We start from the raw sequence: 23,523 nt of genomic DNA on the forward strand, positions 1-23,523 counted from the left end.
GCGGTCCGCGCCCGCGAGGGCGGTCAGGCGGTCAGGCTGTCAGAGCTCCGAGCCTTCGTCCGACTCGTCCATCGGAGGCCGGACGAAGGGGAGCTCTTCTTCCAGGTCTTCCTCCGGGACGGTGTCCGGGGCCGGCTTCGGGCTGGGCTTCTGGGCAGGCTTGCCCGAGGGCTTTCCGGAGGGCTTCCCGGACGGCTTCTGGCCGGGCTTCCCCGGAGGCCGCTGGCCGGCTTGCTGCTGCTGGTCGGGCTTGGGCCAACTGGAGGGCCTTTCCTCGCCGCTGGGCTGCTGCGCTTCGGCGGGCTCCTGCGTGTCGTCCGGCTGCTCCTGCTGGCCCGGCTTGGGCCAGGAAGGGGGCTGCTGGGTTCCGCCGGGCTGCTGCTGTTCGGGCCTGGGCCATGCCGGGGGCTTCTGCTCTCCGGCCGGCTGCTGGGTCCCGCCGGGCTGCTGGGTTCCGCCCGGCTTCTGCTCTCCGGCCGGCTGCTGGGTTCCGCCAGGCTTCTGCTCTCCGGCCGGCTGCTGCTGTGCCGGGTCCGGCCGGGTCTGCCCGCCGGGGTTCTGCTGGTTCCCGCCCGGCGGCGGGACCGCGCCCGGCTGCGCCGGCTGCTGCTGGTCGGGCCTGCCCCCGCCCGGCTGCTCGGAGCCTTCGATCGCGAAGGCCTCGGCCTTGGCCGTCGGGGTCTCCTCGGCACCCGGGACGCCTCCCAGGGCGTACACGCAGTGGCTCTTGCGGGACTTGGGACACGCCGCGGCCGCCGCGGCGAGCGCCCGGCGCGCGGTGGGCATCGAGGGCAGCGCCACCCACGCGTTGGTCACCGGGCTGTACGCGTCGAGGGCCGCCAGGTTGCCGGCGTCGTTGTTACCGCCCACGGCATACACGCAGCCGTTGCTCATGCCGTCGGGGCAGGGCGCCGCGGCCGCGGCCGTGAGGCCGCGCTCGGTCGGCATGTCGGGCAGGGGCTGCCAGCCGTCCAGGCTCGGGCTGTACACCTCGGCCGAGATCAGGGTCGCGTCAGTGGTGTTGCCGCCGCCGAGGGCGTAGACGCAGGTTCCGCGCAGTTCCAGGTCCCCGGGGCAGGGCGCGGCGGCGGCGCCGAGGCCGACCCGGGCGACCTGCAGGGACGAGACGGTGGCCCAGGTGTTGGTGGCCGGGCTGTAGGCCTCCACCCGGGTAAGGATCGGCGTGGCACCGGTCAGCGTGCTGCCCCCGATGACGTAGACGCACGTCCCGCGCAGCCCGCCCACGTTGGTCGGGCACGGTGCCGCCGCCGCGGCCGGGCCGGAACGCGGGCCGCCCGGCATCGGCGGCAGCGACAGCCAGGCGTTGGTCTTCGTGCTGTACGCCTCCGCGGTGGCCGAGGCGGTGGTGCCGCCGACCAGACCTCCGATGGCGTAGACGCAGTCGCCCCGCACCCCGCCCGGGCAGGGAGCCGTGGCGGACGCGAGGTTCGACCGGGGGAACTTGAGCCGGGGCAGGGCCGCCCACGTGCCGACCGCGGGGCTGTACGCCTCCAGCTCGTCGTCGGAGCCCACCGCGTACACGCAGGGGCCGTGGAGCCCGTCGGGGCACTCCGCCGCCGCGGCCGCGAGGTTCGCACGTGCGGTCGGCATGTCGGGGACGGTCAGCCACACGCCCTGGGCGCTCGCCGCAGTGGACGACAGGGCCAGCAGCGGGGCGACGGCCAGGACGGCGAGTCGCCGCCAGCCTCGCTGCCCGGCCCGGCCCGGCGGGGATTCGTCCTGGTCGCTGGGGAGCATGCGCCTCATCGGGACCTCTTTCCTGGTTGCCGCGCGGCGCGGTCCGCCGACGACGGAATGGGAGCAGGATGAAGTTACATACAGTTATCGGCTTGTCGCACGCCGTAGCGACCGAACGGTCGAACCGGGGCCGCGCCCGTCACCCCTCCGTGGGTGCGGGCGGGGGTGTGGGCTCGGGCTTGGACTCGTGCTCGGGCTCGGGCTTGGGCTTGGGCTCGTGCTCGGGCTTGGACTCGTGCTCGGGCTTGGGGCCCGTCTCGTGGCGCCCGCGTTCGATGGTGAAGGCCTCGTTCGCGGCCGTCGGGTTCGAGCCGTTGTCGATGAATCCGCCGAACGCGTAGGCGCAGGTGTGATCCTTGTTCTTGGGGCACGGAGCGGCGGCCCCGGCGAACTCCCGGTGGGGCGTGGGCATCGAGGGCATGGTCGCCCACGCGTTGGTGACCGGACTGTACGCCTCGACCGTGGCCAGGGTGGTCGAGGTCCCGAGACCTCCCATCGCGTACACGCAGCCGTTCCGCAGGCCCTCGGGGCAGGGAGCCGCCACCATGGCGAAGAAGTCGGAGCGCGCGGTCGGCATGTCCGGAATGCTCAGCCAGGCGTTCAGGGCGGGGCTGTAGACCTCGGCCGAAGCGAGGGGCGAGGTGGTGCTGTTGCCGCCTCCGGCGGCGTAGACGCAGGTGCCGTGCAGCCCCAGGCCTTCGGGGCAGGGTGCGGCGGTGCCGCCGTGGCCGACCCGGGGGGTCTGCATGGGTGTGACGGTGGCCCAGGTGTTGGTGGCGGGGCTGTAGGCCTCCACGGTGGCGACGACGTCGTTGGGGCCGCCGGTGAGGAGGTTGCCGCCGAAGACGTACACGCACGTCCCGCGCAACCCGACCCCCTCCACGCACGGCGCGGTGGCCGCCGCCGAGCCTGAGCGGGCGGTCGGCATGGAAGGCAGGGTCAGCCAGGTGTTCGTCTCCGTGCTGTACGCCTCGGCGGTGGCCAGGGCCGTGGTGTTCCCGCCCCCGATGGCGTAGACGCAGTCGCCCAGTACCTCGCCCGGGCATGGCGCCGTGGCGGTCGAGGGGGTGGCCCGGGGCGTTTTCACCGGCGGAAGAGTGGTCCAGGCGCCGGTGACGGGGCTGTACGCCAACAGGTTCGTGGGTCCGACGGAGTACACGCAGGTGCCGTGGAGCCCCTCGGGGCAGTTCGCCGCCGCGCCTCCCATGGCCACGTCGGGCGCGGGCAGCGGCGCCGCGGTCACCCATACGCCCTGCGCGGTCGCCGAGGCGGCCGTCAGGGCCAGCAGTGGCGCGAGGGCGAGGACGGCGAGCCGCCGCCAGGAGCGGTGCCGTGCGCGCGGGGGTGGGGGATCGTCCTGGCCGCTGTGCCGCGTGCGCCTCATCGGGGACCTCTTTCCGGAGCGGGAGTCGGGGGCACGGCGACCTTACATACGGTGATCTGACAATCACTCAATGCGGCGCCCGGGTGCGCCGATCGGGCCGCCGCCGTTCACCCGCCCGGCCGCCTGCGGCCCCGCCCCCGCCCTCCCGGGCACCGCCGCCGGACCGTGCGCCCCCCACCGGGGCGCTCGCTCGGCCCGGCCCGGGCCCGGCCCCTCCTCGCCCGTTCCGGGGGCGGCGGACCGTTTCCCCGCAGGCGGTGGCGTCGTTGAGTCCGCGGAAGGGCCGGGGGGCCGCGGCCCGATTGTCGGCTACCGAACCGCAGGACTTCAGAGATGCTCCTCGAATCCGCCCTCCCGCCCGCCCGGCACCGGGACCGGCACGACGCCGCGACCGCCGTCTGGCAGTCGCTCGCCCGGGCGCTGTACGCGCTCGCCGCCGCCCCCGAGGCGGAGACCGGCCCGTTGGCCGCCCGGGCCGCCGCCCTCTACGACGTGTCCTCCGCGCTCCTCCTGCGCTCCGGCCCCGCCTTCGGCGAGCCCGTCCCCGGGGCCCTGCGCGCCGCCCTCGCGAGCCATCCCGCCGCCCCCGCCCTCGACCCGCTGCTGCGGGCCGTGAAGGACCACGTGCGGGTGCGGGTGGCCGTGGTCCGCCGCCCCGAACCGGACCTCCCGGCCGAGCGGCACCCCGTGCCCCCGGCCGGGCTGGCCGACCTGCTGGCCCGGTGCGCCGACGGCCCCGGCCCGCTCCCGCCCGGCTGCCCCGAACGCTTCGGCCGGGAACCGCTTGCCCGCCTCGCGGCGGTGGCGGTGGCCCTGTGCGAGGAAACCCCCACCCCGAAGGGAGACCGGCAGGAATGAGCCGGACCGAAGATCGCGTGAAGACCGTGCCGATCACCCCCGAGGTGTACGCGTACCTGGTCGCCCAGGCGGAACCCCCGAGCCCCGTGCAGCGCGGCCTGATCGCCCGCACCCGTGAACTCGGGGGCTCGGCCGAGATGCAGATCCCGCACGAGCAGGGTGTGTTCCTGACCCTGCTGGCCCGGCTCCTCGGCGCCCGCCGGATCGTCGAGGTCGGCACCTTCACCGGTTACTCCACGCTCGCCCTGGCCAACGGCCTCGTCCCCGGTGGCCAGGTCCTGACCTGCGACGTCTCCGAGGAGTGGACCGCGATCGCGCAGGAGGCGTGGAAGGAGGCCAAGGTCGCCGACCGGATCGAGCTGCGGATCGCACCCGCCCTGGAAACCCTCCGCGCGCTGCCGCCCGAGCCGGTGATCGACCTGGTCTTCCTGGACGCCGACAAGCCCGGCTACCGGGACTACTGGGACCAGCTCGTGCCGCGCGTCCGCCCCGGCGGGCTGCTCCTCGCCGACAACGTGCTGTACGGGGGCGAGGCCGTCCGCGAGGACGCGACCGGCAACGCCCGCGCCATCCGGGAGTTCAACGCCCACGTCCGCGCCGACGACCGGGTCGAGTCCGTGATGCTGCCGGTCGCGGACGGTCTCACGGTGGCCCGCAAACGCTGAACTCCCGGTCGGGCGGGGGTTGGTGCATGATCGTGAACACGAGAAGCACCCCTCCACCGATCGGGAGACACCGGCATGACCAGCCGCCGCCACATCGAGTTCGAACGCCTCCACAACTTCCGCGACCTGGGCGGCTACCGCACCGCCGACGGGCGCACCGTCGCCTGGGGGGCGCTCTACCGGGCCGACTCCCTGGGCAAGTTGAGCGGCGCCGACTGGGAGCGCTTCCTCGCGCTGGACATCCGTACCGTCATCGACCTGCGCTACCCCTGGGAGATCGAGGCCAAGGGCCGGATCCCGGAGGCCGACCGGTTCACGTACGCCAACCTCAGCATCGAGCACCGGCCCTACGACCAGGCCGAGATAGACCCCGGCATCGACCCCTGGCGCTACCTCGCCGACCGGTTCGCCGAGGTCGCCGAGGACGGCGTCCAGGAGATCCGCCAGGCCATCGAACTGATCGCCACCGGCCCCGGCCCGGCCGTGTTCCACTGCACCTCGGGCAAGGACCGCACCGGCCTCATCGCCGCCCTCGTGCTGACCCTGCTGGAGGTGCGGGAGGAGGAGATCCTCGCCGACTTCGCCCTCACCGAGCTGGCCACCGCCCGCCTCACCGCCGACTGGCACGCGGCGAACCCGGGCCGCACCCTGCGCTGGCCCTCGTACGGGCGCGCCCCGGCGGTCCTGCTCTCCCTCGTCCTGGCCGACCTGACGACGAGCTACGGCTCCCCGGCCGGCTACCTCACGGACCGCGTCGGCATCACCGCCGATACGGTCGCCCGGCTGCGGGACCGCCTGCTGACGGCCTGACGCCTCATGTGAAAAAGGAGCGGTCGCGGTGCCGGGCACCGTGACCGCTCCTCCCTCTCGTCCCGCCGGTCAGGCGCCGGGCACCCGCGACGGGCGGCCCGTGCCACGCGTCAGCGCGTAGCCGCCGATGCCGGCCAGGGCCGCGAGCAGCCCCCCGGCCGCCGTCCAGATCCACCGGTCGGACCACCAGCCGCCGGACCAGCCGCCCTCCGGCTCGGCGGCGACGGCCGGCTTCGGCGCGGTCAGCGGCGCGGCGAGCGCCCCGTCCACCGCGACGGCGCCGCCGAACTCCTTGACGTCCGCCCGCACCTCGGCGCGCACCGGCAGACCGAGGTCCTCCTGCGCCACGCCGGTCACGGTCAGCCGTACGTAGTAGCTCCCCGGAAGCGGGTCGTTGGCCCAGGGCTCCGCCCCGGCCCGGACCGTCCGCAGGGTGCAGGACAGCTCGACCGACGCGGCATCCTTCGCCGCGGCGCCGCTCTGGGCGCCGTACGTGCAGGCCTGTCGGCGGCGCAGCCCGTCGTACACGTCGAGCTGCCAGGTCGAGGCGCCGTGCCGGGAGGCCGACTCGGGCAGCTTCACCGTCGCCTTGACGGTGGCCCGCTGGCCCGCGTCCAGCGGCAGCACCCAGTACAGGTAGTCACCGGTGGAGGCCTCGGCCGTGCCCTGCTGGCCCGGCTGGAGCGCGGTGGCGGTACGGAAGGTGGTGCCGGCCTCGGTCGGCGCGCCCCCCTTGCCGCTCGCGCTCGGACTCGGCGACGGGCTCGCCGCTCCGGCCGCGCCCGCCCCGGCGAACAGGGCGGCGCCGGCCAGTGCGACGGCGGCGGTCAGTGTGCGTACGGTACGCATCAGTTGGTCCTCCAGACCGAGATACGCCAGCGCGAGACCCAGCCCCACACCAGACCCGCGAGGAAGCCGGTGAGCACGAGGACGGCCAGCAGCCACCAGCCGCGGCCGAGGCCGAAGGCGGCCACGTCGGAGGCCTCGTCCGGCGCGTCGACCAGGTCGATGGTCAGCTCGACGGGCAGGCCCGGGGCGGTCTTGACCGAGGGTCCGGCCGAGAAGGAGTTGCTGACCTGGATGCAGACGGTCTCCGCGGCCGGCTTCCCGTCCCCGTCGCCGTCCGCGTCGTCGATCTCCGCCTTCGGGTAGCGCAGCCCGGTCGAGATCGCGTCGGTCCGTCCGTCGCCCGCCTCCGAGCCCCGGACGATCTCCCGCCCGTGCGCGGTCGTCGCGCGCAGCATGACGCCGTAGTCGTTGTTGACGGCGCGGTCGGCCGCGATGCTCACCGAGGCGCGCAGCTCCTGGCCGGGCAGGACCTCCACCCGGTACCAGCGGTGCTCGCCGAAGGTCTCGCGGTCGGTGTAGAGGCCGGCGCCCAGCTTCGGGGCGCCCTCGCAGCTCTTGGCGCCCTCCGTGGCGACGGGCTTCACCACCGGGGTCGCGGCCCGGTCCACCAACTGTTTGACGCGGCCCGACAGTTCGTCGGTGTGCTGCACCGAGGTGTACGTACCGCCGGTGGCCTCGGCGATGCAGAGCAGCTGGTTGCGCGTCTTGGCGTCCGGGACGAGCCCGAGCGTGTCGATGACCAGGTGGATCCCCTTGGCCGCGATGTCCCGGGCCACCTCGCACGGGTCGAGCGGGGCGCAGGTGTCCTCGCCGTCGGTGATGAGCACGATCCGCCGGGTGGCGTCGCCGCCCTTCAGGTCCTCGGCGGCCCCCAGCAGGGCCGGGCCGATGGGCGTCCAGCCGGTGGGGGCGAGGGTCGCCACCGCCGTCTTCGCCTCGGTCCGGTCGAGCCGGCCGACCGGGTACAGCTGCTTGGTGTCCTTGCAGCCGGTCTGCCGGTCGTCACCGGGATAGTCGGCCCCGAGGGTCCGTATGCCCAGCTGCACCTCTTCGGGTACGGCGTCCAGCACCTCGTTGAAGGCCTGCTTCGCCGCCGCCATCCGGGACTTGCCGTCGATGTCGGTCGCCCGCATCGACCCGCTGACGTCCAGTACCAGTTCGACCTTGGGGGATTCCTTCGCCGAGGGCTCCCCGGCGGCGGCGTTCGCCGGGAACAGCCCGACGGCCAGCACGGCCAGCAGGCCGCCCGCCCCGGCAGCCAACCATCTTCTTGTGATCATCGCCGGATCGTATTGAGGATCACCGCCCCGGGCCAAACCGGTGGAACGATCGACGGGGTGCGCGAGCCGCCACATCACGGGCCACGACGTCGCGGGCTACGGGCGCCGCAGCAACCAGTCGGCGGCGCGCTGCAGTTCCTCCGGCGTGCCCGGGTCGAGGGCCCGCAGGCGTTCGGGGCGGCGGAGCAGGGCGCGGTGGCCGGGGGAGATACCGGCCGTCGCGAGGAGCCAGCCGCTGAGGGCGTGCGGATCGGACGGGGAGTCGCGCAGGCTCTGCGCGTAGAGGCGGCGCGCCGTGTGCGGGTCCCCGGCGGCGAGATGGCCGTCGGCCGTGGCGGGCCGACGCGGCGGGGCGGCGTAGAGGTGGCCGCGCGGATCGGTCCAGTCGCCGGCGCGGTCGGGGTCGAGTACGGGCTGCCGCGCGGACGGTGGCGCGGGCGCGGCGCCCGCCCGGAAGGCGGAGGCCAGGGCGATGCGCTCGGCGTCCCCGCAGCGCAGGTGGCGCAGCCGCCACTCGACCTGGTGGCTCAGGGCGGCGGCCCGCGCCCGCGCTGCGGTGCCGGGGGCGACGGGTTCGCGCAGCCAGGCGTCCAGGGTGTCCGCCAGGCCGTGCAGCAGACGGGTGCCCGGGCCGGTGGGGCGCGCCCGCGTCAGCAGGGTGCGGACGACGAGCCGGGTCTGGAGGCGGCGCAGGGCGAACTGGAAGGCCGCGACGTCGGGGTCCGCCGTCGTGTCGGCCATCCGGTCGCGCCAGAAACCGGTCACGCCGGTGAAGGCGTACGCGCCTTGCAGCAGCCCGGCGGCATGGCGCGGGTCGGAGCGCCAGGGGGCGTAATGGATCTCGGCGCCGTCGTCGTCGAGGAGCGGGAACAGGTGGAGCAGGGCGCCGAGCTTGCTGTGCTGGAACTCGTGCACCATCGCCTCGGCCAGCGCCAGTCCGTCGGCGGGGCGGGAGATCACCATCGACCCGAACGCGTCCGCGGTGGTCGCGCTCAGCGGGGACGCGGCCTCGGGGGCCGGGTCCGGCGGCCTGGCGGCTCTCCCCGGCCGCCCCGCCCAGGGGACGATCCGGCGCACCTCCCCGACGCGCAGCCGTCCGGGTCCGGCGGCCGTCGGGTGGCTCAGGACGGCGGTCGCCTCGGTGAACAGGCGCTGCCAGTACGCCGCCTCCGCGCCCGGCAGGGGCCCCGGGGCGACCGGTTCGTCGAGGTCGCGGTACGGATCGAGGTCGTCCAGCCAGGTCGACGTACCGGCGAAGGTGCGCGCCGGCGTCCAGTGGCCGTTCGGTATCCCGTCCAGTGGGCGGACGACCACGCCCTCGGCGGACCCGGTGGCGCTCAGGCGGAGTTCACCGCCCCGCAGCCGGGCCCTCGCGGTAGCGAAGCCGGGCCTTGCCGGCCCGGCGATCCGAGCCAGCCCCAGTGTGGGCAGCGCCAGGGCGCCGTCCCGTACGGGCACGACGACATCGGCGTCCAGCCCGGCCCCGATCCGTGCGACGAGGCCGATCGAGAAGAGGTGCCCGGCGTCCGCCCACAGCGGCGGGCCGTCCGCCGTGCCGTGCAGGCGCCGCAGCATGTGCGCCAGCCAGCACCCCACCTGAGGGCTCATCAGCAGCGCCTCGGCGGCCTCGGGCCGCACCTGGGCCGCCTCCGCGATCAGCCGCCACGCCTCGCCGGCGGAACCCGGCCCGCCCGTCGGGCCCAGCGCGTCCGGGAGCTCGTCGAGCCGGTCCAGCAGCTCGCCCAGCAGCATCATGCGGCGCGTGCGTTCCACCCGTACCAGGAATCCGACCGCCTCCGGCGAGCCGCCCCCCGAGGCGAGCTCGTCGAACAGGCGGCTGGGCATGCGTAATCGGCCGTCGTCCTGCGCAGGAGAGGCCATCTACTCGCCCTGATGGAATTCCGGCGGATTCCCGCCGCCCAGGGCGTTGCTGCGGGGGCGCCGCGCCAGGGTCAGCAGCCGCTCATTGCGCAGTGGCGAGGGTATGCCGCGCATGGCGGCGAGGCTCACTCCCGTCAGGTCCACCAGATCGGATTCGATGTGACCCGGGCGGTCCGAACACCCGGGACGGTCGGCGTCGGCCGGCTCGTGCAACGTGATTCCCCCTTCAAGTGCCCCGTTCACGCGCCCTTTTCAGCTGTGTCGCTCGCGATGCCGGAGTCCTTACATGATGACGAACGGGAGCGCTCTGTGAAAGCCCATGTGATCAAGCCAGTCGACTACCCGGCGGTCTGCGGCCGCGCACCGGCGTACGCCCCGAGGGCCGCCTCAAGCTCCCGCGCGCGCCCCGCGTCGTCGTCCAGCAGGGTGACCGCGTCGTAGAGCAGCCAGACCTCGCTCGGCTGCTCGGCGAGGGTCTTGATGACGGCGATGACGTCGGCACGGGCCTTGGGGTGCCGGGGGATCCGTGCGACGCGGGGAGTGGGCAGCGACGAGACGCACAGCTGGCGTTCGGCGGGGTCGGACATCATCGGGTACGTGAGCAATGTGTCGACCAGATGCGGCAGGGCCGGCCGGGACGGGCTCCCGCCTCCGGGCGATGGCGGGATGTGCTCCGTCCGCTCCGGTGTGTAGAGGCGCAGCTCCGGCTCCTGCTCGGTGCGGCGCCCGGCCCGCAGCCGCTCCACCCTCTCCCGGACCTCCCGGAACAGGGCCTCCGGATCGGATGACGGCTGCCCGGGTGGCGACGCCTCCAGGACGTCGAGGACGCTCTCGGAGAACAGCCCCGTACCGCGCCCAGGGTCGTTGGCGGCCCGCTGGCCCCGGGTCGCGGCCAGCAGCAGCGTCTGGTGGTGCGTACGCAGGCGCCGGCCCGTGGGGAGCTGCTCGGCGGGCAGGCTGGTGCGGAAGCCGTACTCCTCCTCGAAGGTCTGGCAGGCGTCGACGATCCAGACCTGGCGGCCGAAGCCGGGCAGCATGTCGCTCGCGAGGGTGGTGCGCATCGACTCCAGGTCGAGGTTGCGTTTGTCGGCGGCGGCGGCGTCCGCGCAGAACAGCCGGAGCCGCTCCGTCTGGTCGAGCACCCCGTGGCCGCCCCACCACACCCACAGCAGCTCGCCGTCCAGGGCGGGGAGCCGGGACAGGAGCAGGCCGCGCAAGGTGGCGTGGTCGGCCGGGCGGTGGGCGACGCCGGGGTCGGCCAGCGGGTCGAGGCAGAGCAGGATGTTCTGCTCCGGTACGCCGCCGCGCAGCAGCCAGGCTCGGAAGCGCAGCGCGTCGTTCACCGGGCCGGGCAGGTCCCAGGCGGGCCCCGCGGCGTAGCGCTCGATGCCCACGATGAGCGCGAAGGTCCGCTGCGGCGACGGCGACGGCGACGGTGGCGAGGACGGGGGAGTGGTCGCTGAGGTCACGGCAGCCGCGCGGCGATGGCTTGGTAGACGGCGGGGTTGGTCCAGTAGGCGCTGTGCGCGGCCGGGAACGGCTGCCGGTTGTCGACCTCCACGTCCGTGACCCGGCCGGGGAACAGCGGGGCGCCGACGTACCCGAGCAGATCCCGGCGGTCGTACACGTTCAGCCAGTCGGGCAGGTGGTCCGGCAGCGGCTCGGGGTGGACGAGACCGGGCAGCGCGCCGCTCTCGTACAGGAACGGCCCCTGCGAGCCCACCGTGACCAGCAGCGCGACCCGCGGCAGCGGCGAGGTGATCAGGGTGTCCAGGGCGATGATCCCGCCGAGGCTGTGGCCGATGACGACGACGGGCGGTTCGAGCTCGTCGACCACCTCGCGCAGGCGTTGGCGCAGGGGTTCGCCGTGGGCCAGGTACAGCATGATGTCGGCGGCGGCCGGGTGGGCGGCCTCGGTCAGCGCCCGCCTGCGGCGGACCACCTGGTGGGAGGCGATCCGCAGCACCGGACGGGCCAGCACGGCCTTGATGCCGCGCTCCGAGCCCTCGGGGCGGGCGCCCATCCGCTCGGCGAGTGCGGCCGCGGCCGCGTCCCGGGCGGCGCCGTCCGGGATGACCGGGGCGTCCGCGTCGAGCAGGGCGCGCAGGACGGCGGCGACGAGGGCGCGGGCCAACAGCCGGGCGAGCTCCTCGTCGTCGGGCACGGCCGTGGCGGCGCCGGCCAGTACCGGGCTGCCGGAGAGCGCGGCGACGGCGGCCGTGAGGGAGGGCGCCGGGAGGCCGGTGGCGCGGGCGATGTCGCCGACGTGTCCGTCGAGGGCGGCGAGCAGCGCGCGCGGGCGTTCCGCGGGCAGCGGGGCCCCGGGGGGCAGCTCGCCGCCGTGGCCGACGCCGTAAGCCGGACCGCCGTAAGCCGGACCGCCGGAGCCGAAGCCGCCCGCGGCCGCCGCGAGTTCCGCCAGCGGGTCGCGGTAGAGGTCGGCCCAGAGCTCCGTCCCGTCGGCCGCGTCCGCCTCCTCTCCGAGACCGCCGCGGCTCCTGCCGCCGGTGTACGGGAGGGAGAGGCCGCCGGCGCCCAGGCGCGCGCCGAGTTCCCCGCCCCAGTAGTACGGCGCCACCCGGACATCGGGGGCGAACTCCCCCAGTCCGTCGGTGAAACGCTCGTACAGACCGGAGAATCCGGGCTCCCGTACGCCCGTTCCGTGAATGAACAGTGCCGTGGTCATGTGCCCCGCCCTCGCCCCTCGCCCCCGAGTCACCGTGCCGTGATCGTGGCACATGGCACCCCGTCAACTTCGCAGTATGCTGAAAAAGTGCCCCTGACCCGGGTGCGCAACCGCTCTGGCGCTTGGTCGTGCACTGCCGTGGCAGCCGGCCCCGGCACCGGACTCCACAGGGGGACCGCATGAGTTCTGATGCGATGATCACTCATCTCGTCGGTGCCACCGCGCTCATCTTGATCATCGCCCACACGGCGGGCTGGCTCTCCCGCCGCCTGGGCCAGCCGACGATCATCGGTCAGCTCATCGCGGGCATCGCGCTCGGGCCGACCATGCTCGCGGAGATCTCCCCGCAGCTGTCCCGCACGCTGTTCCCCCCGGCCCTCGCCCCCGTCCTGACCGGGCTGGCCCAGATCGCCCTCGTCCTCTTCCTCTTCGCCGTCGGCTACGAACTCGATCTACGGGTGCTCCAAGGGCGCGCCCGCTCGGTCGTGGCCGTCTCCCTCGCCGGCTTCCTGCTGCCCATGGCGGCCGGCTGCGGCGCGGCGGTGCTCTTCCACGACCAACTGGCCGAACTGGGCGCGCCCGAACGGATGACGGGCTCCTCGGTGCTCTTCCTCGGCGTCGCGCTCTCCATCACGGCGGTCCCGGTGCTCACCGCCATCGTCCGGGAGAAGGGCCTCGCCGGGACCGTCCCCGGGATCGTCGCCGTCTCCGCCGCCGGGCTCATCGACGTGATGGGCTGGACGGTACTGATCGGCACCCTGCTGCAATCCGACGGGCACGGCGGGCTCAGCTGGCTGGTGCGCCTGCTGATCCTGCTCGTCTTCATGGCGGTGATGCTGTTCGGCGCCCGGCCGGTCCTGCGCCGCCTGCTGTGGCGCGCGCAGGTCGATCCGTCCCTGCGGCTGGCCGTCCTGGTGGGCTTCGCCTTCGCGTCGGCGTGGGTGACCAACGCCCTGGGACTGCACGTCATCTTCGGCGCGCTGCTCGCCGGCGTGGTCACGCCCCGGGAGCGGGGCGGCACCCTGGACCCGGATCTGGTCCGGCCGCTGCACGACATCGGCCTGCTCCTGCTGCCGTTCTTCTTCGTGGTCTCCGGCAAGAGCGTCGAGATCGGCGCGCTCGACTCCGACGGGGTCGTCGCGATGCTGCTGGTGACCGTGCTCGCCGTCGCGATAAAGGTGGTCAGCGGGACCGTCGCGGCCCGGCTGTCGGGGCTGGACCGGCACGACGCGCGGACCGTCGGCGTCCTGCTGAACACCCGCGGTCTGACCGAGCTGATCGCCCTCAACGTCGGGCTCCAGGCGGGGCTGGTGAGCGGCCGGCTCTACACGGCGCTCGTCCTGATGGCCCTGGCGACGACGGTGATCACCCAGCCCCTGCTGGTCGCCGTACGCCGCCTGCGCGAGCGGGAGGAGCGCACCGCCGCGACCCCGCAGGGCACCCGGCCGCCCGCGGAAGCCGCCGCACAGGCCCGGCCGATGGGCGACGCGACGTAGTCCCCGTACACCGCGGGCCCGGGGCGTACCCGGGCCCGCGGCGGTCGGTGGGGAACGGCTACAGCGGCATCGGAGCGATGTCGCACTCGATCCGCTGGTGCAGCCGGGCCGCCACCAACCACGGGTGGTCGGGTCCGAGGACCCGCGAGAAGCCCTGCACCGCCTCCGAGTTGAGCTGGTCGGCCTCCTGGATCCGGCCGAGCCCGCGCAGGTCGAGCGCCAGGTTCGCGCGGCACGACAGCGTCAGCGGGTGGTCGGAACCGCAGCTGCGGACCAGCTTCGGAAGGATGTCGTCGTCGATGCTCCGGGCCGCGTCGAAGTCCAGCCGGGCGTAGTGGTTGTTCGCCAGGCCCAGCGTGGCGGTCAGCGTGAAGGGGTGCATGTCCCCGAGCACGTCCTGGAAGGCCTCCGTCGCCTCCAGGTCGATGGCCTCGGCCTCGTCGATGTCGCCGATGGCGCGCACGGTGGCCGCCAGGTTGGTCATCGTCACCAGCGTGTACGCGTGCTGGGCGCCCAGCATCGAGCGGTAGTGCCGCAGGGTGCGCTCGCCCAGCTCGCGGGAGGCGGCGAAGTCCCCGCGCAGCCGCCGGTCGACGGTCGCGTTGACCGCGCAGGCGAGGGTGTCCGGGTACTCGGCTCCGTACCGCAGGGTGAACCGCTCAAGGGTCTGCTCGGTGAGTTCGGACGCCTCCCGCAGCGCGGCGTCCCGGCGCCGGCACACGGCGAGGTTGCGTGCGGCGCGGACCGTGGCCGCGTTGTCCTCGCCGAAGACCGTGCGGTAGACCCGGTACGTCTCCTCCTGCAGGGCCCGGGCGGCCGGGTAGTCGCCGGACTCGCGGATGTCGATGGCGAGGCCGTTCAGCGTGTTGAGCGTGAGCCCGTTGCTCGGCCCGTACAGGGTGTCCCACTGCCGGACCGTCTCCTCGTCCAGCGCGCGCGCCGTCTCGAACTCGCCGCACGCCCGCAGGGTCACGCCGTAGCCGTGGGCGGCCAGCAGGGTCGCCGGATCCTCGGGCCCGAACAGGTCGCGGGCCCGGCCGTCGGCCTCCTCGTCCAGGTCGCGGGCCGCGAGGAAGTCGCCCTTGTAGCGCAGGGCGCCCGCCATCTGCGTCATGGAGCCGATGAGCTCCTCTTCCGAGACGCCCTCCCGCCGGGAGATGTCGAGGACCGTCCGGTTCAGCTCCAGGGCCTTGGCGACCTCGCCCGTCTGGAGCAGCAGGAAGGCCAGGTGCTTGCCGATCCGCAGGACCTGGGGGTCTTCCTCGCCCGACTCGGCCTTCCAGGCGGTCCAGGCCTCCTGGGCCATCTCGGCGCCCGCGGTGTGCGCGCCCCAGTAGTAGAGGAACAGTACGACCGAGACGATGAGCTCGCGACCCCACGGGTCGGACGTACGGATGACCCCGCTGCTCATGACGTGCGGCAGCAGCGCCTGGTAGGCGGCCCACTGGTCGGGCGCGGCCGGCGCGCCGGGCTTGGCGGCGGCCAGCAGGACGTGGGCGGCCCGGCGCATCTGCCTGGCCTGGTCCTCGTCCAGAGCGGCCGCGAGCACGGCCTGCATCAGACGGTGGATGTGCAGGGTGCCGGTCTTGTGGTCGAGCCTGATCAGCGACAGCTTGCTGAGGTCGCGGGTGGCCCGGGCGAGCAGCACCGGGTCGCGCAGCACGGGGTCGAGCTCCGGGGTGATGTCCACGTTGCGGCTGCTGCGCAGGATGTTCAGCGGAATGGGCTCCGGGGCCATGCAGGCGCAGATCTCCAGCAGTTGCCGGGCGGCGGGATTGCGCTCGGCGAGCTGGTCCAGGGAGATGTTCCAGGCGGCGGCGACGGAGACCGGGTAGTCCGGGGCCGGGTCGAGCTCCAGGATGCCCGGCCTGCGCTCGGCCAGCAGCTGGAGGTACTCGCTGACGGGCATGCCGGTCGCGGCGTGCCAGGCGCCGCCCTGCTCGATCGCGAGCGGCAGGTCGCCGAGGGCCTCGGCCAGCCGGTCGGCGTCCTCGGTGCTCAGGCCTCTGGCCCGGCGCTGGAGCAGCGCGATGCTCTCCTCGCGCTCGAAGACGTTGACGGTCAGCGGCGCGGCGACGCGCTCCCAGTCGCGGTTGCGGGAGGTGACGATGATCTTCCCGGGGCCGCCGGTGGGGAAGTAGCGGCGGACGGTCTCGATGTCCTCCGCGTTGTCGAAGACCAGCAGCCAGTTGCCGTGCGGCTGCCCGGTGCGCAGCGCCTCGCGGACCGCGGGGACCGCCGTGTTGGCCTGCGGGCCGACGTCCAGGTTCAGGGCGCGGGCGAGGTCGACGAGGGCGCCGAGGACGAGGTTCTCGCGCTCGGCGGGGATCCACCAGATGACGTTGTACTCGTGGCTGTGCCGGTAGATGTACTCGATGGCCAGCTGGGACTTGCCGACGCCGCCCATGCCGTGCAGGGCGTGCGGGAGCACCGCCGCGGTCTCGTCCGAACGCAGTTGTTCCTCGACCGCCGCGAGCAGACTCTCCCGGCCGGTGAAATTGGGGTTCTTCGGCGGGACGTTCCCCATCACCCTCGGCTGGCCGGTACGGACGAAGAGGGTGGTCGGGGAAGCTTTCGGCTCCATGGGCGGATCAGCCTTCGGGTCGGAGGGGTTGTCGGTGGTCGTCGGCACACGATCTCCAGGCGGTTCGTCGTCGTTCGCGTCGCTCGTGTCGTTCACGTCGTTCACGTCGTTCGGGAGGGGCCAGGCCTGCGGAGTCCCCGCAGGAGTCATGCCCCGCTTCGCCGCCTCCTGCTCCTCACCCGCCTCGGAGCCACCTGGTGTGGTGACGGCCGGGGCGCCGCCGGCGTTGAGGGGCAGGAGGCTCTGCTCCGGGAACGCGCCCCCGGCGGCGCCGACGAGCGTGCGGCCCATCCGGGCGGCCCGGTGGGCGTACGGGCCCGCGAGCGCCTTCAGCACGGCCAGTTCGACGCGCACCCAGGGCTGGTTGGCCGCGGTCGTCTCCGGCAGCGCGGCGCCCTCGGGGTCCCGGAGCGCCGCGCGCAGCCGTACGCCCCGGTCGCGCGCGCTGGGCAGCTCCGCGAAGAGGTTCACCGTCCGGGCGAGCTGACTGCGCGTGCCGGTGGCGAGCAGTGCCTCGCGGATGCCCTCGGCGAAGTCGGGCGCGCGGTCGCCGTCCGGGGTGCCCCAGTCGATGAGCCCGCCCATCAGGAGCTCGGCCACGTGCCCCTGGTCCGCCTCGGGCAGCGCCCGGCCGCGCAGCTCCTCGATCAGCTCGAACTCGAAGGGGACGGCGGCCAGATGGGTGGTCAGCCGGCGCGCGGTCGGGGTGGCCAGGGAGAAGAACCTGCGTACGGCCGCGTCGGCGGAGCCGGGCCCGGTCATACGGGGCGTCCGCAGCCCGGGGGCCGGTGTGCCCTCGGCCAGGGTGCCCGCGAGGAGGAACGGCAGGGTCCGGCGCAGGCCGTGCTCGCCCGTCACCAGATCGGCCCAGGCGGCGAACGACTCGGGCTTCAGGCTCAGTACCGGAACGGGGACGACCGGACCCGCTCCCGGCTTGAGGGGCGGCTCCGCCCAGGGCTCGTCCTGCGGCGGGCGGTGCCCGATGCGGGTGTTGGGCGCGCCGAAGCCGCCCGACTCCAGCTCGGCCCGGTACGGCGGGGCCGAGGAGCGGTGCCACAGGTAGGTGGGCAGCAGGTGCACCAGGGCGGTGGGGCCGTTGCGCGCGAGCCGGGTCAGCAGCTCGTCCGCTGCGGGGCCGGCCCAGCCGTGCGCGAGCGCGTCGGTGACGAGGAGGTGGACGCGGGTGCCCCGGGCGTCGATCACCTCCGCGGGGTCGCCGGTGCGGCCCCCGGTCCAGCGCAGCCGCGCCGTGCCGTGGCGGGGTAACTCCAGCCGGACCGTGCGTACGTCGCGGAAGGCACCGCTGCGGGCGGCCTCCACTGCGATCGCGGCGACCCGGTCCTCCCAGATCCGCATGGTGGGCGAGGAGTCGACGAACAGGACGAGGTCGAAGGCCTTCTCGGCGGCGGGCCGCAGGTAGGGGATCCAGAGGTCGTCGGCGATGCCGTGCCGGGCGGTGCGTTCCTCGTCCAGTTCCCGGCGGGCGCGGGCGGGGACGCTGCGGCTCAGCCGGTGCAGTGCCTTGGCGAGCCGCAGCGGTGGCGGCCGCCGTACGCGGCGCCGCCCGACGGGGACGACGACGTCGCCCGCGCCCTCGGCGGCCGGGGCCGGGGAGCTGTCGTCGGCGGTGTCTGCGGCCGCGTCGGACGGGGGCATGACGGGGAAGCCGGACTCGTCGCCCGCGCCGGACGGCGTCGTCCGTGATGGGTCGTCGGCGGCCGCCTCGGCGCCGGTCCCGTCGGCGGGCGGCGTGGCCGGAGCCTGCGGCGGCGGGTCCGCCTCGTCACCGGCACGCTGCTGCTCCGGTACGGCGGACTCCGCGTCGGTCGGTTCCGCCGGGGCCGCTACCGGGGGTGGCGCGGCCGCCGCCCGGGCGGCCGCGAGCCACACGGCGTCGGCGATCTCCTGCCAGCGCGGCCCGTCGGCGGGAGGGAAGTCGGCGAAAGGGCGGTCGGCTGCGGGGAGCCCGGCGAAAGGGCGGTCGTCGGAGAGGCGGTCGGCCGGGAGACGGCCGGCCGGGAGGCGGTCGGCGAAAGGACGGTCGGCGGAGGGACCGTCCGCCACCGCTCGGGCGTCGGGTGCGCGCTCCCTGGGAGTGCCGTCCATCAGCGGCCTTTCGCGAGGTCGCGCAGCAGCAGTTCCATGAGCTTACGCCCGTGGGCGTCCGCCTGAAAACCACCCGCTGTGGTCAAATGCACCGCATTCAGCAACTGGTCGACGGACTGCGTGCCCCCCTCGCGGACCCGCTTCTCGAACTCGTCGACGAGCGCTTCCACCCCTTCGGGCCTGCGCCGCAGATGGCTGAGCACGATGGCGATGAGCTGCTCCCGGCCGGGCGGGCGCATCTCCAGCGGCAGACAGCGGCGCCGGAACGCGGCCGGAAACTCCCGTTCGCCGTTGCTGGTGATCACCACGAGCGGGAACTCGCGGCATTCGACGCGGCCGCCGACGACCTCGGCGCGCCCGCCGGGGTCGTCCGTGAAGACGCTGACGGCCGACAGCGCGCTGCGCACCAGCTCGGGCACCTCGTAGCTGCCGTTCTCCAGGGCGTGCAGGAGGTCGTTCGGCAGGTCGATGTCGCTCTTGTCGAGCTCGTCGATCAGCAGCACGCGGGGGCGCTCGTAGGCGAGCAGCGCCGTGCCGACGGGGCCGAGGGTGATGAAGTCCCCCAGCTGCGGGGCCTGTTCCGGTCCGGCCGGGTCGGCGGCCGGGTCCGCGGCGGCGCCGGGACCGGGGCCGGCGGCTCCGGCCCGCCAGGTGGCGATGGCCTGGGCGCGGCCGATGGAGTCGTACTCGTACAGCCCTTCGCGCAGGGTCGTACGGCTGACGATGCTCCACTGGAGGACGCGACCGAGCCCCAGCTCGCGGGCGACCAGATAGGCCAGGGTGGACTTCCCCACCCCGGGCGGCCCGGTGACCAGCAGCGGGCGGCGCAGCAGCAGCGCGGCGTTGACGGTGTCGATCTCGTCGTCCCGCAGGCTGGGCCGGGGGTCGTCGGCGCCCAGGCGGCGTTCGACCGCCCGGTCGTCGTCGACGGGAGCGGGCTGCAGCGGCTGCCCCGCGAACTCGCGCCACGGCGGCGCGGCCGGGATGGCCGGCGGTGCGCCCGCCGGGGCGGCGCCCGTGGCGTGGAAGACGCGCCAGGCGGTGCCGTCGGATCCTGCTGACTCGACCGCGGGGGCAGCCTGCTCCTGCTCGTACTCGGTCATGCCGGTACCTCCTCGCAGTCGATGAGCCTGAAGGGGTCATCGTAGAAGAACGCGACGTGCCTGCCCGGCAGTTGAACCCCATCGGCCTCGACTTCGGCCCTCATCCTCAGCCGGTGGATGGTGACGGGCAGCTGGGCTGTGGGGTAGCCGATCAGCATGTTCAGCGGCACGCCGAGGCGCTGCTCCGAGGGTTCCCTGCGGTCCCAGAGCGCCACCCCGATGCCCTCGGCGATCGCCGCCTTCAGGGGCTCCAGCGCCTGCCCCTCCAGGGCGGGCGCGCCGAGCGTCACGGCGGTCAGCTGCTGGTCCGCGACCAGCTGGTTGCGCCAGAGCCGCAGCCCGGTCTCCGGGTCGGAGCCCGACCAGGCGTGCGGCCGGGCGGCGGAGGCCGACTTGAGCGTCTGCCAGCGCAGCCGCCAGCGACGCAGCTGCGCCGGGTCGCGGGTGCGCATCCGCTCCAGGCTGCGCAGGTGGACGTAGTAGCGCAGCCCGATGGGGACCGGATCGGAGTCGTCCGCGCTCTTGCCGAGGCCGGCCACGTCGTGGTTGAGCATCGTGTACGGCAGGACGAACTCGACGTGGATCGGGCTCGGGTCCTCGCCGGAGCTGTCCGCCTCGGCCCACGACTCCTCGCCGTGGCGGATCGCCCGCTCGACGGCGGCGCCCAGCGTCTCCAGGGTGGCCCGCTCCATGTTCCCCGACACGGGAGCCCAGAAACCGGCGGTCCGGTTGACCCAGTGCCGGACGAAGACGTCGGGCGAGCCGTCGACGGCGGGATCCACCATGACGATCAGACAGCGGGGGGAGTGGTCCCCGGCCGGCGCGCCCGCCGCCTGGATCCGGCCGCGCCGCAGCAGCAGCGCGTCCCGGGCCCCGGCGCGCTCGGACCAGCTCTCCGACCAGTCGTGCAGCCGCCGCCGGTCGCTCTCGCGGGGGGCGAGCGCGGCGATGGACTCCAGCATGACCACGGCGGGCGGCAGCCCGTCGGCCTGGGCGTTCATGTCCAGCAGGTGGTCGAACAGCTGCGCCGGAGTGAGGCCGCGCGGCAGGTCCAGCCGCAGTTCGTACGCCAGCCGGTCGTGCAGCCGGCCCCGGTCGACGCCGCCGTGCCCGGCGAGCAGCGCGCGGGCGGCGTTGACGTCCTTGTCCTCGAACGCCCCGTGCAGGGCCAGGAGGGGACCGGGCTCGGGCGCCCACGCGCTCAGCACCCGCTCCCGTACCCTCCCGGCGATGTCGCTGCCCTCGTGCAGCCCGACGGCGTAGAGCAGCGCGTCGAGGCCGGTTTCCACGTCGTGCTGCTCCCGCAGGACCGCGTGCACGAGGGCGACCGTGTCGTTGCGCGCGTCCTTGCCCGGCATGTCCACGGGTCTTTCGAGGTATTCGCCGACACTGTGCCCGAACAGCACCCGCTGCCCCGGATCCCGGACGCAGTCCAGCGCGCTGAGCTCCTCCACGAGCACCAGACGCAGATGCACCTTCTTCGGCGGCAGCCGCGGCACACTCATCTCCACCGACCATCCCCCAGGAGTCGGCACGGTTCCCTTGTCGGTCCGCGAAGTTATCACGGCCCCTTCATGGCGACCAGGTCAATTGATCATCCGTCAATTCCCCATCCGGCGAACGATTGTTTACGGCCAATTTCCTTTCCGGCGAGGCCCGGTCAGCGGTGCCGGGTGAGTGCGTCCACCTCGCGGACCAGAAAGGTCTCCCGGCACAGCTCGAAGTGGTCCACCCGCCGCAGGTCGAAGACCCGGCGCACGCCGCGCTGCCGGGCCAGCCCCACCACCTCGTTGAAATGCCGCTCGAAGTGCGTGGAGAAGAAGATCTTCACCGTGCCGGACAAGGCCTGGAGCTGGTCGAAGCGCCGGAAGAACAGGTCGTAGCGGCCCTCCGGCTCCCACTCGGCCCACAGTTCGCCGGCGTAGCGCTGGACCTGGTGCAGATCCTTCTCGGTGATCTTGTGGAGGTACTCGCAGACGTTCTGGAACTCCACCGGGGAGCGCGGGACGTTGGCGATCCGCTTGAGCTCGGCCAGCGGATCCTCCGGGTTCATCTGCGCCATGCTGCCCGTGATGATCATCGTGGAGTGGTTGATGTTGGGGTCCAGCAGCAGGGCCGCGGTCACCTTCGGCTTGCGGTCCGGGTGCGCGGTCCACAGCGCGGCGAGCCGGAACAGCATGTCCGCGCCGACGGAGAACCCCACCAGGGTCAGCTTCTTGTGCGGGTACTGCCGGCACAGGTTGTTGATGGCGCCGCTGATCAGGTCCGTGTGGGTGGCCAGCCCGATGGGCCCGTACCGGCTGTCGCGGGCCTCCGCCACGTTGTGCCCGAACGCGGTGATCGCGATGGTGTGCTGGCGCGCCCTGTTCATGTACGGGCGGAAGTCCTCGGCGTCCAGACCGAGACCGTGCAGCAGGACCACCAGGTGCGAGGAGGAGGTCCGCCGTTCGAGGTAGCGCAGTTCGCGGCCGATGACAGCCTGGTCCGAGGGGAGGTCGCCGTCGAAGTCGTCGGCTCGGATCTCGAACGACTGCTGGGTCACCTCCCGCTGGAGCTCCCGGCGCCGCTCCACCCGGCCGCGGGCCCACCAGGCCGTGGAGAACACGGCCGCGATCCCGGCGGCCACCAGCGTTCCGCCGGCGGCCACGTGGGTCCAGGTCCAGGCGAGCATGGCGCGGGCCTCGTCGCTGTAGATCCCGACGAGCAGGCTGACGGCGCCCCCGGCCGCCGCCAGCGGCCCCCGGCGGCGGGCCACGAAGGCGGCCGCCCGCGTGGTGTCGATCCCCCTCACCGGACCCGGCCGTCCAGGCCGGTGAGCTCGGTGAACCCGGGGCCGGCCGTGGCCCGGCCGAGGACGTGGGCGTCGGAGAGGTCCGCGACGTGGAGCGGGCCGGCGCCGCCGGTGGGATGGGCCTCCACCCTGGCCCCCATCCGGCGCAGGCCGTCGCGCGGCTCCATGCCGAGCAGCAGTCCGGGCGGGGCCAGGGCCCGGGTGATCGCGGCGATCACCTGGGCGCGGGTGGCCTCGTCGTACTGGTAGAGGACGAAATTGCAGGTCACGACATTGATGCGGTGGGCGCGGAGATACCCCGTCAGGGCCTCCAGATCGAGCATGTCCAGGGCGGAGATCCGGAGGGAGCCGTCGACGGACGCCGTCTGCTCCAGTGACCACAGCACCTCGGAGAACCGCTCGTCGTAGTACGCCGAGGGGCCGTGGCAGGCCCGTACCCAGTCCAGCGTGGGCAGCGGCGGGGCGTCTATGCCGTGCCGCTCCAGCAGCGGGATCGTCCGGTAGGGCGGCGGGCCGGGATTCCACCGCAGGTCGGGGGCGAACCGGTCGTAGACCGCCCGGTTGTTCAGCTGGCGCAGCAGCAGCCCGATCCCGGTGCCCACGTCCAGCAGGCGTACGCCGTCGACGCCGTGGTGCGCGGCCCAGGAGCCGAGGAGGAGCTGGGGTATGAGGAACCGGCGCGCTCCGGTGAAGGAGTTGGAGCGCCCGGTGAGCACGGCCGTGATCCGGTCGCGGTGTGAGTCGAGGGTCTCGGAGAGCAGCTTGGCCCGGTCGGCGGGCGGGAGTTCGGGTGAGAAGAGTGCCTCGGCCCGCGGGTCCCGCGCGGCCACGGTGCGCAGGGCGATGCCGATGAGGGTGATGAGGTGCGAGGTGCTCATCCGGGGCCGGGCGCCGCGGACGGACTCCAGCAGCCGGTCCACGGCCGGTGCGGAGCCGGACCCGGCCAGCAGCGCCATCGACTCGTGCACCACCGACCAGCCGTGATTGCCCTGCTCGTGCTGCTGCATATCGCTCAATGTGCGTACCAGAAGGTCCTTGCCGTCGGACATCAGCGAAGTGCCCCCCTCTTGTTCGGCTGACTGGACCACGTGCCGGATTGCGGCTCGCTTTTGGAAGGTTCGGTAGCCGTGCGAGTGCCTCCCAATTAAGCTGGACGGTCCTGGACCCTGTCCAGCACGCCGACGAGTCCCTTCCCGCTCCGACGACACGGATCGTGGCACCGTTCGCCGCCCCGATCCCCGCCGCTTTCTCCCGTTCCCCCCATTCCGGCAC

17 protein-coding genes are annotated in these 23,523 nt (G+C 73.9%); 4 read left to right on the forward strand and 13 right to left on the reverse strand.

Features of this window, described 5'->3' with window-relative positions; all coding sequences use genetic code 11:
• Window positions 1-39: 39 nt before the first annotated feature.
• Window positions 40-1,767, reverse strand: a complete 1,728-nt coding sequence (locus tag OG982_RS24385; protein WP_266783319.1) for a kelch repeat-containing protein — start codon at window positions 1,765-1,767, stop codon at window positions 40-42.
• A gap of 130 nt (window positions 1,768-1,897) precedes the next feature.
• Window positions 1,898-3,142: a kelch repeat-containing protein gene (locus tag OG982_RS24390; protein WP_266783317.1), complete on the reverse strand. Its 1,245-nt coding sequence runs from the start codon at window positions 3,140-3,142 to the stop codon at window positions 1,898-1,900.
• A 333-nt stretch (window positions 3,143-3,475) separates the two neighbouring features.
• Here OG982_RS24390 and OG982_RS24395 point away from each other — a divergent pair, with 333 nt between their 5' ends.
• From OG982_RS24395 to OG982_RS24405, 3 genes are all read left to right on the forward strand, one after another.
• Window positions 3,476-4,000, forward strand: coding sequence for a hypothetical protein (locus tag OG982_RS24395; protein WP_266783316.1), 525 nt, complete (start codon window positions 3,476-3,478; stop codon window positions 3,998-4,000).
• Window positions 3,997-4,665: an O-methyltransferase gene (locus tag OG982_RS24400; RefSeq protein ID WP_266783315.1), complete on the forward strand. Its 669-nt coding sequence runs from the start codon at window positions 3,997-3,999 to the stop codon at window positions 4,663-4,665. Before OG982_RS24395 ends, OG982_RS24400 begins: the two co-directional genes overlap by 4 nt.
• A gap of 75 nt (window positions 4,666-4,740) precedes the next feature.
• Entirely contained in the window at window positions 4,741-5,475 is a 735-nt protein-coding gene (locus OG982_RS24405; protein ID WP_266783313.1) for a tyrosine-protein phosphatase, read from the forward strand.
• Between the two features lie 69 nt (window positions 5,476-5,544).
• Here the strand turns inward: OG982_RS24405 and OG982_RS24410 are convergent, their stop codons facing one another.
• From OG982_RS24410 to OG982_RS24435, 6 genes are all read right to left on the reverse strand, one after another.
• Entirely contained in the window at window positions 5,545-6,324 is a 780-nt protein-coding gene (locus tag OG982_RS24410) for a hypothetical protein (protein WP_266783312.1), read from the reverse strand.
• Window positions 6,324-7,604, reverse strand: a complete 1,281-nt coding sequence (locus tag OG982_RS24415) for a VWA domain-containing protein (RefSeq protein WP_266783310.1) — start codon at window positions 7,602-7,604, stop codon at window positions 6,324-6,326. The genes OG982_RS24410 and OG982_RS24415 overlap by 1 nt, the downstream gene beginning before the upstream one ends.
• Window positions 7,605-7,700: 96 nt before the next feature.
• Window positions 7,701-9,449 (reverse strand): HEXXH motif domain-containing protein, encoded by a 1,749-nt coding sequence (locus OG982_RS24420; protein WP_266949251.1) that lies wholly within the window; start codon window positions 9,447-9,449, stop codon window positions 7,701-7,703.
• A gap of 36 nt (window positions 9,450-9,485) precedes the next feature.
• Window positions 9,486-9,698, reverse strand: coding sequence for an aldo/keto reductase (locus OG982_RS24425; protein WP_266783306.1), 213 nt, complete (start codon window positions 9,696-9,698; stop codon window positions 9,486-9,488).
• A 125-nt stretch (window positions 9,699-9,823) separates the two neighbouring features.
• Window positions 9,824-10,954 carry a caspase family protein gene (locus OG982_RS24430; protein ID WP_266783304.1) on the reverse strand — a complete coding sequence of 377 codons (1,131 nt, stop codon included), beginning with the start codon at window positions 10,952-10,954 and terminating at the stop codon, window positions 9,824-9,826.
• Window positions 10,951-12,171, reverse strand: a complete 1,221-nt coding sequence (locus OG982_RS24435; RefSeq protein WP_266783302.1) for an alpha/beta fold hydrolase — start codon at window positions 12,169-12,171, stop codon at window positions 10,951-10,953. The genes OG982_RS24430 and OG982_RS24435 overlap by 4 nt, the downstream gene beginning before the upstream one ends.
• A gap of 179 nt (window positions 12,172-12,350) precedes the next feature.
• Between OG982_RS24435 and OG982_RS24440 the strand changes: the two genes are divergently transcribed.
• Window positions 12,351-13,667, forward strand: coding sequence for a cation:proton antiporter (locus tag OG982_RS24440; RefSeq protein ID WP_266783300.1), 1,317 nt, complete (start codon window positions 12,351-12,353; stop codon window positions 13,665-13,667).
• A 58-nt stretch (window positions 13,668-13,725) separates the two neighbouring features.
• Here OG982_RS24440 and fxsT read toward each other — a convergent pair whose 3' ends face one another.
• The 5 genes from fxsT to OG982_RS24465 all read right to left on the reverse strand — a co-directional run bounded on the left by fxsT (window position 13,726) and on the right by OG982_RS24465 (window position 23,258).
• The gene (gene fxsT, locus OG982_RS24445; RefSeq protein WP_323139277.1) at window positions 13,726-18,315 is read right to left on the reverse strand and encodes an FxSxx-COOH system tetratricopeptide repeat protein; all 4,590 of its coding nucleotides are present in this window, start codon (window positions 18,313-18,315) and stop codon (window positions 13,726-13,728) included.
• Window positions 18,316-18,356: 41 nt separating this feature from the next.
• The gene (locus tag OG982_RS24450) at window positions 18,357-19,460 is read right to left on the reverse strand and encodes a MoxR family ATPase (RefSeq protein WP_266783296.1); all 1,104 of its coding nucleotides are present in this window, start codon (window positions 19,458-19,460) and stop codon (window positions 18,357-18,359) included.
• Complete coding sequence (locus tag OG982_RS24455; protein WP_266783294.1) at window positions 19,457-20,965, reverse strand: hypothetical protein; 1,509 nt, start codon at window positions 20,963-20,965, stop codon at window positions 19,457-19,459. The genes OG982_RS24450 and OG982_RS24455 overlap by 4 nt, the downstream gene beginning before the upstream one ends.
• 155 nt (window positions 20,966-21,120) lie before the next feature.
• Complete coding sequence (locus tag OG982_RS24460; protein WP_266783292.1) at window positions 21,121-22,251, reverse strand: alpha/beta fold hydrolase; 1,131 nt, start codon at window positions 22,249-22,251, stop codon at window positions 21,121-21,123.
• A complete protein-coding gene (locus OG982_RS24465) occupies window positions 22,248-23,258 on the reverse strand; it encodes a DUF2332 family protein (protein ID WP_266783290.1) in 1,011 nt (336 codons plus the stop codon). Before OG982_RS24465 ends, OG982_RS24460 begins: the two co-directional genes overlap by 4 nt.
• Between the last annotated feature and the right edge of the window lie 265 nt (window positions 23,259-23,523).

Origin of the sequence: Streptomyces sp. NBC_01551 (genome assembly GCF_026339935.1) — a bacterium.
Taxonomy (GTDB): Bacteria; Actinomycetota; Actinomycetes; order Streptomycetales; family Streptomycetaceae; genus Streptomyces.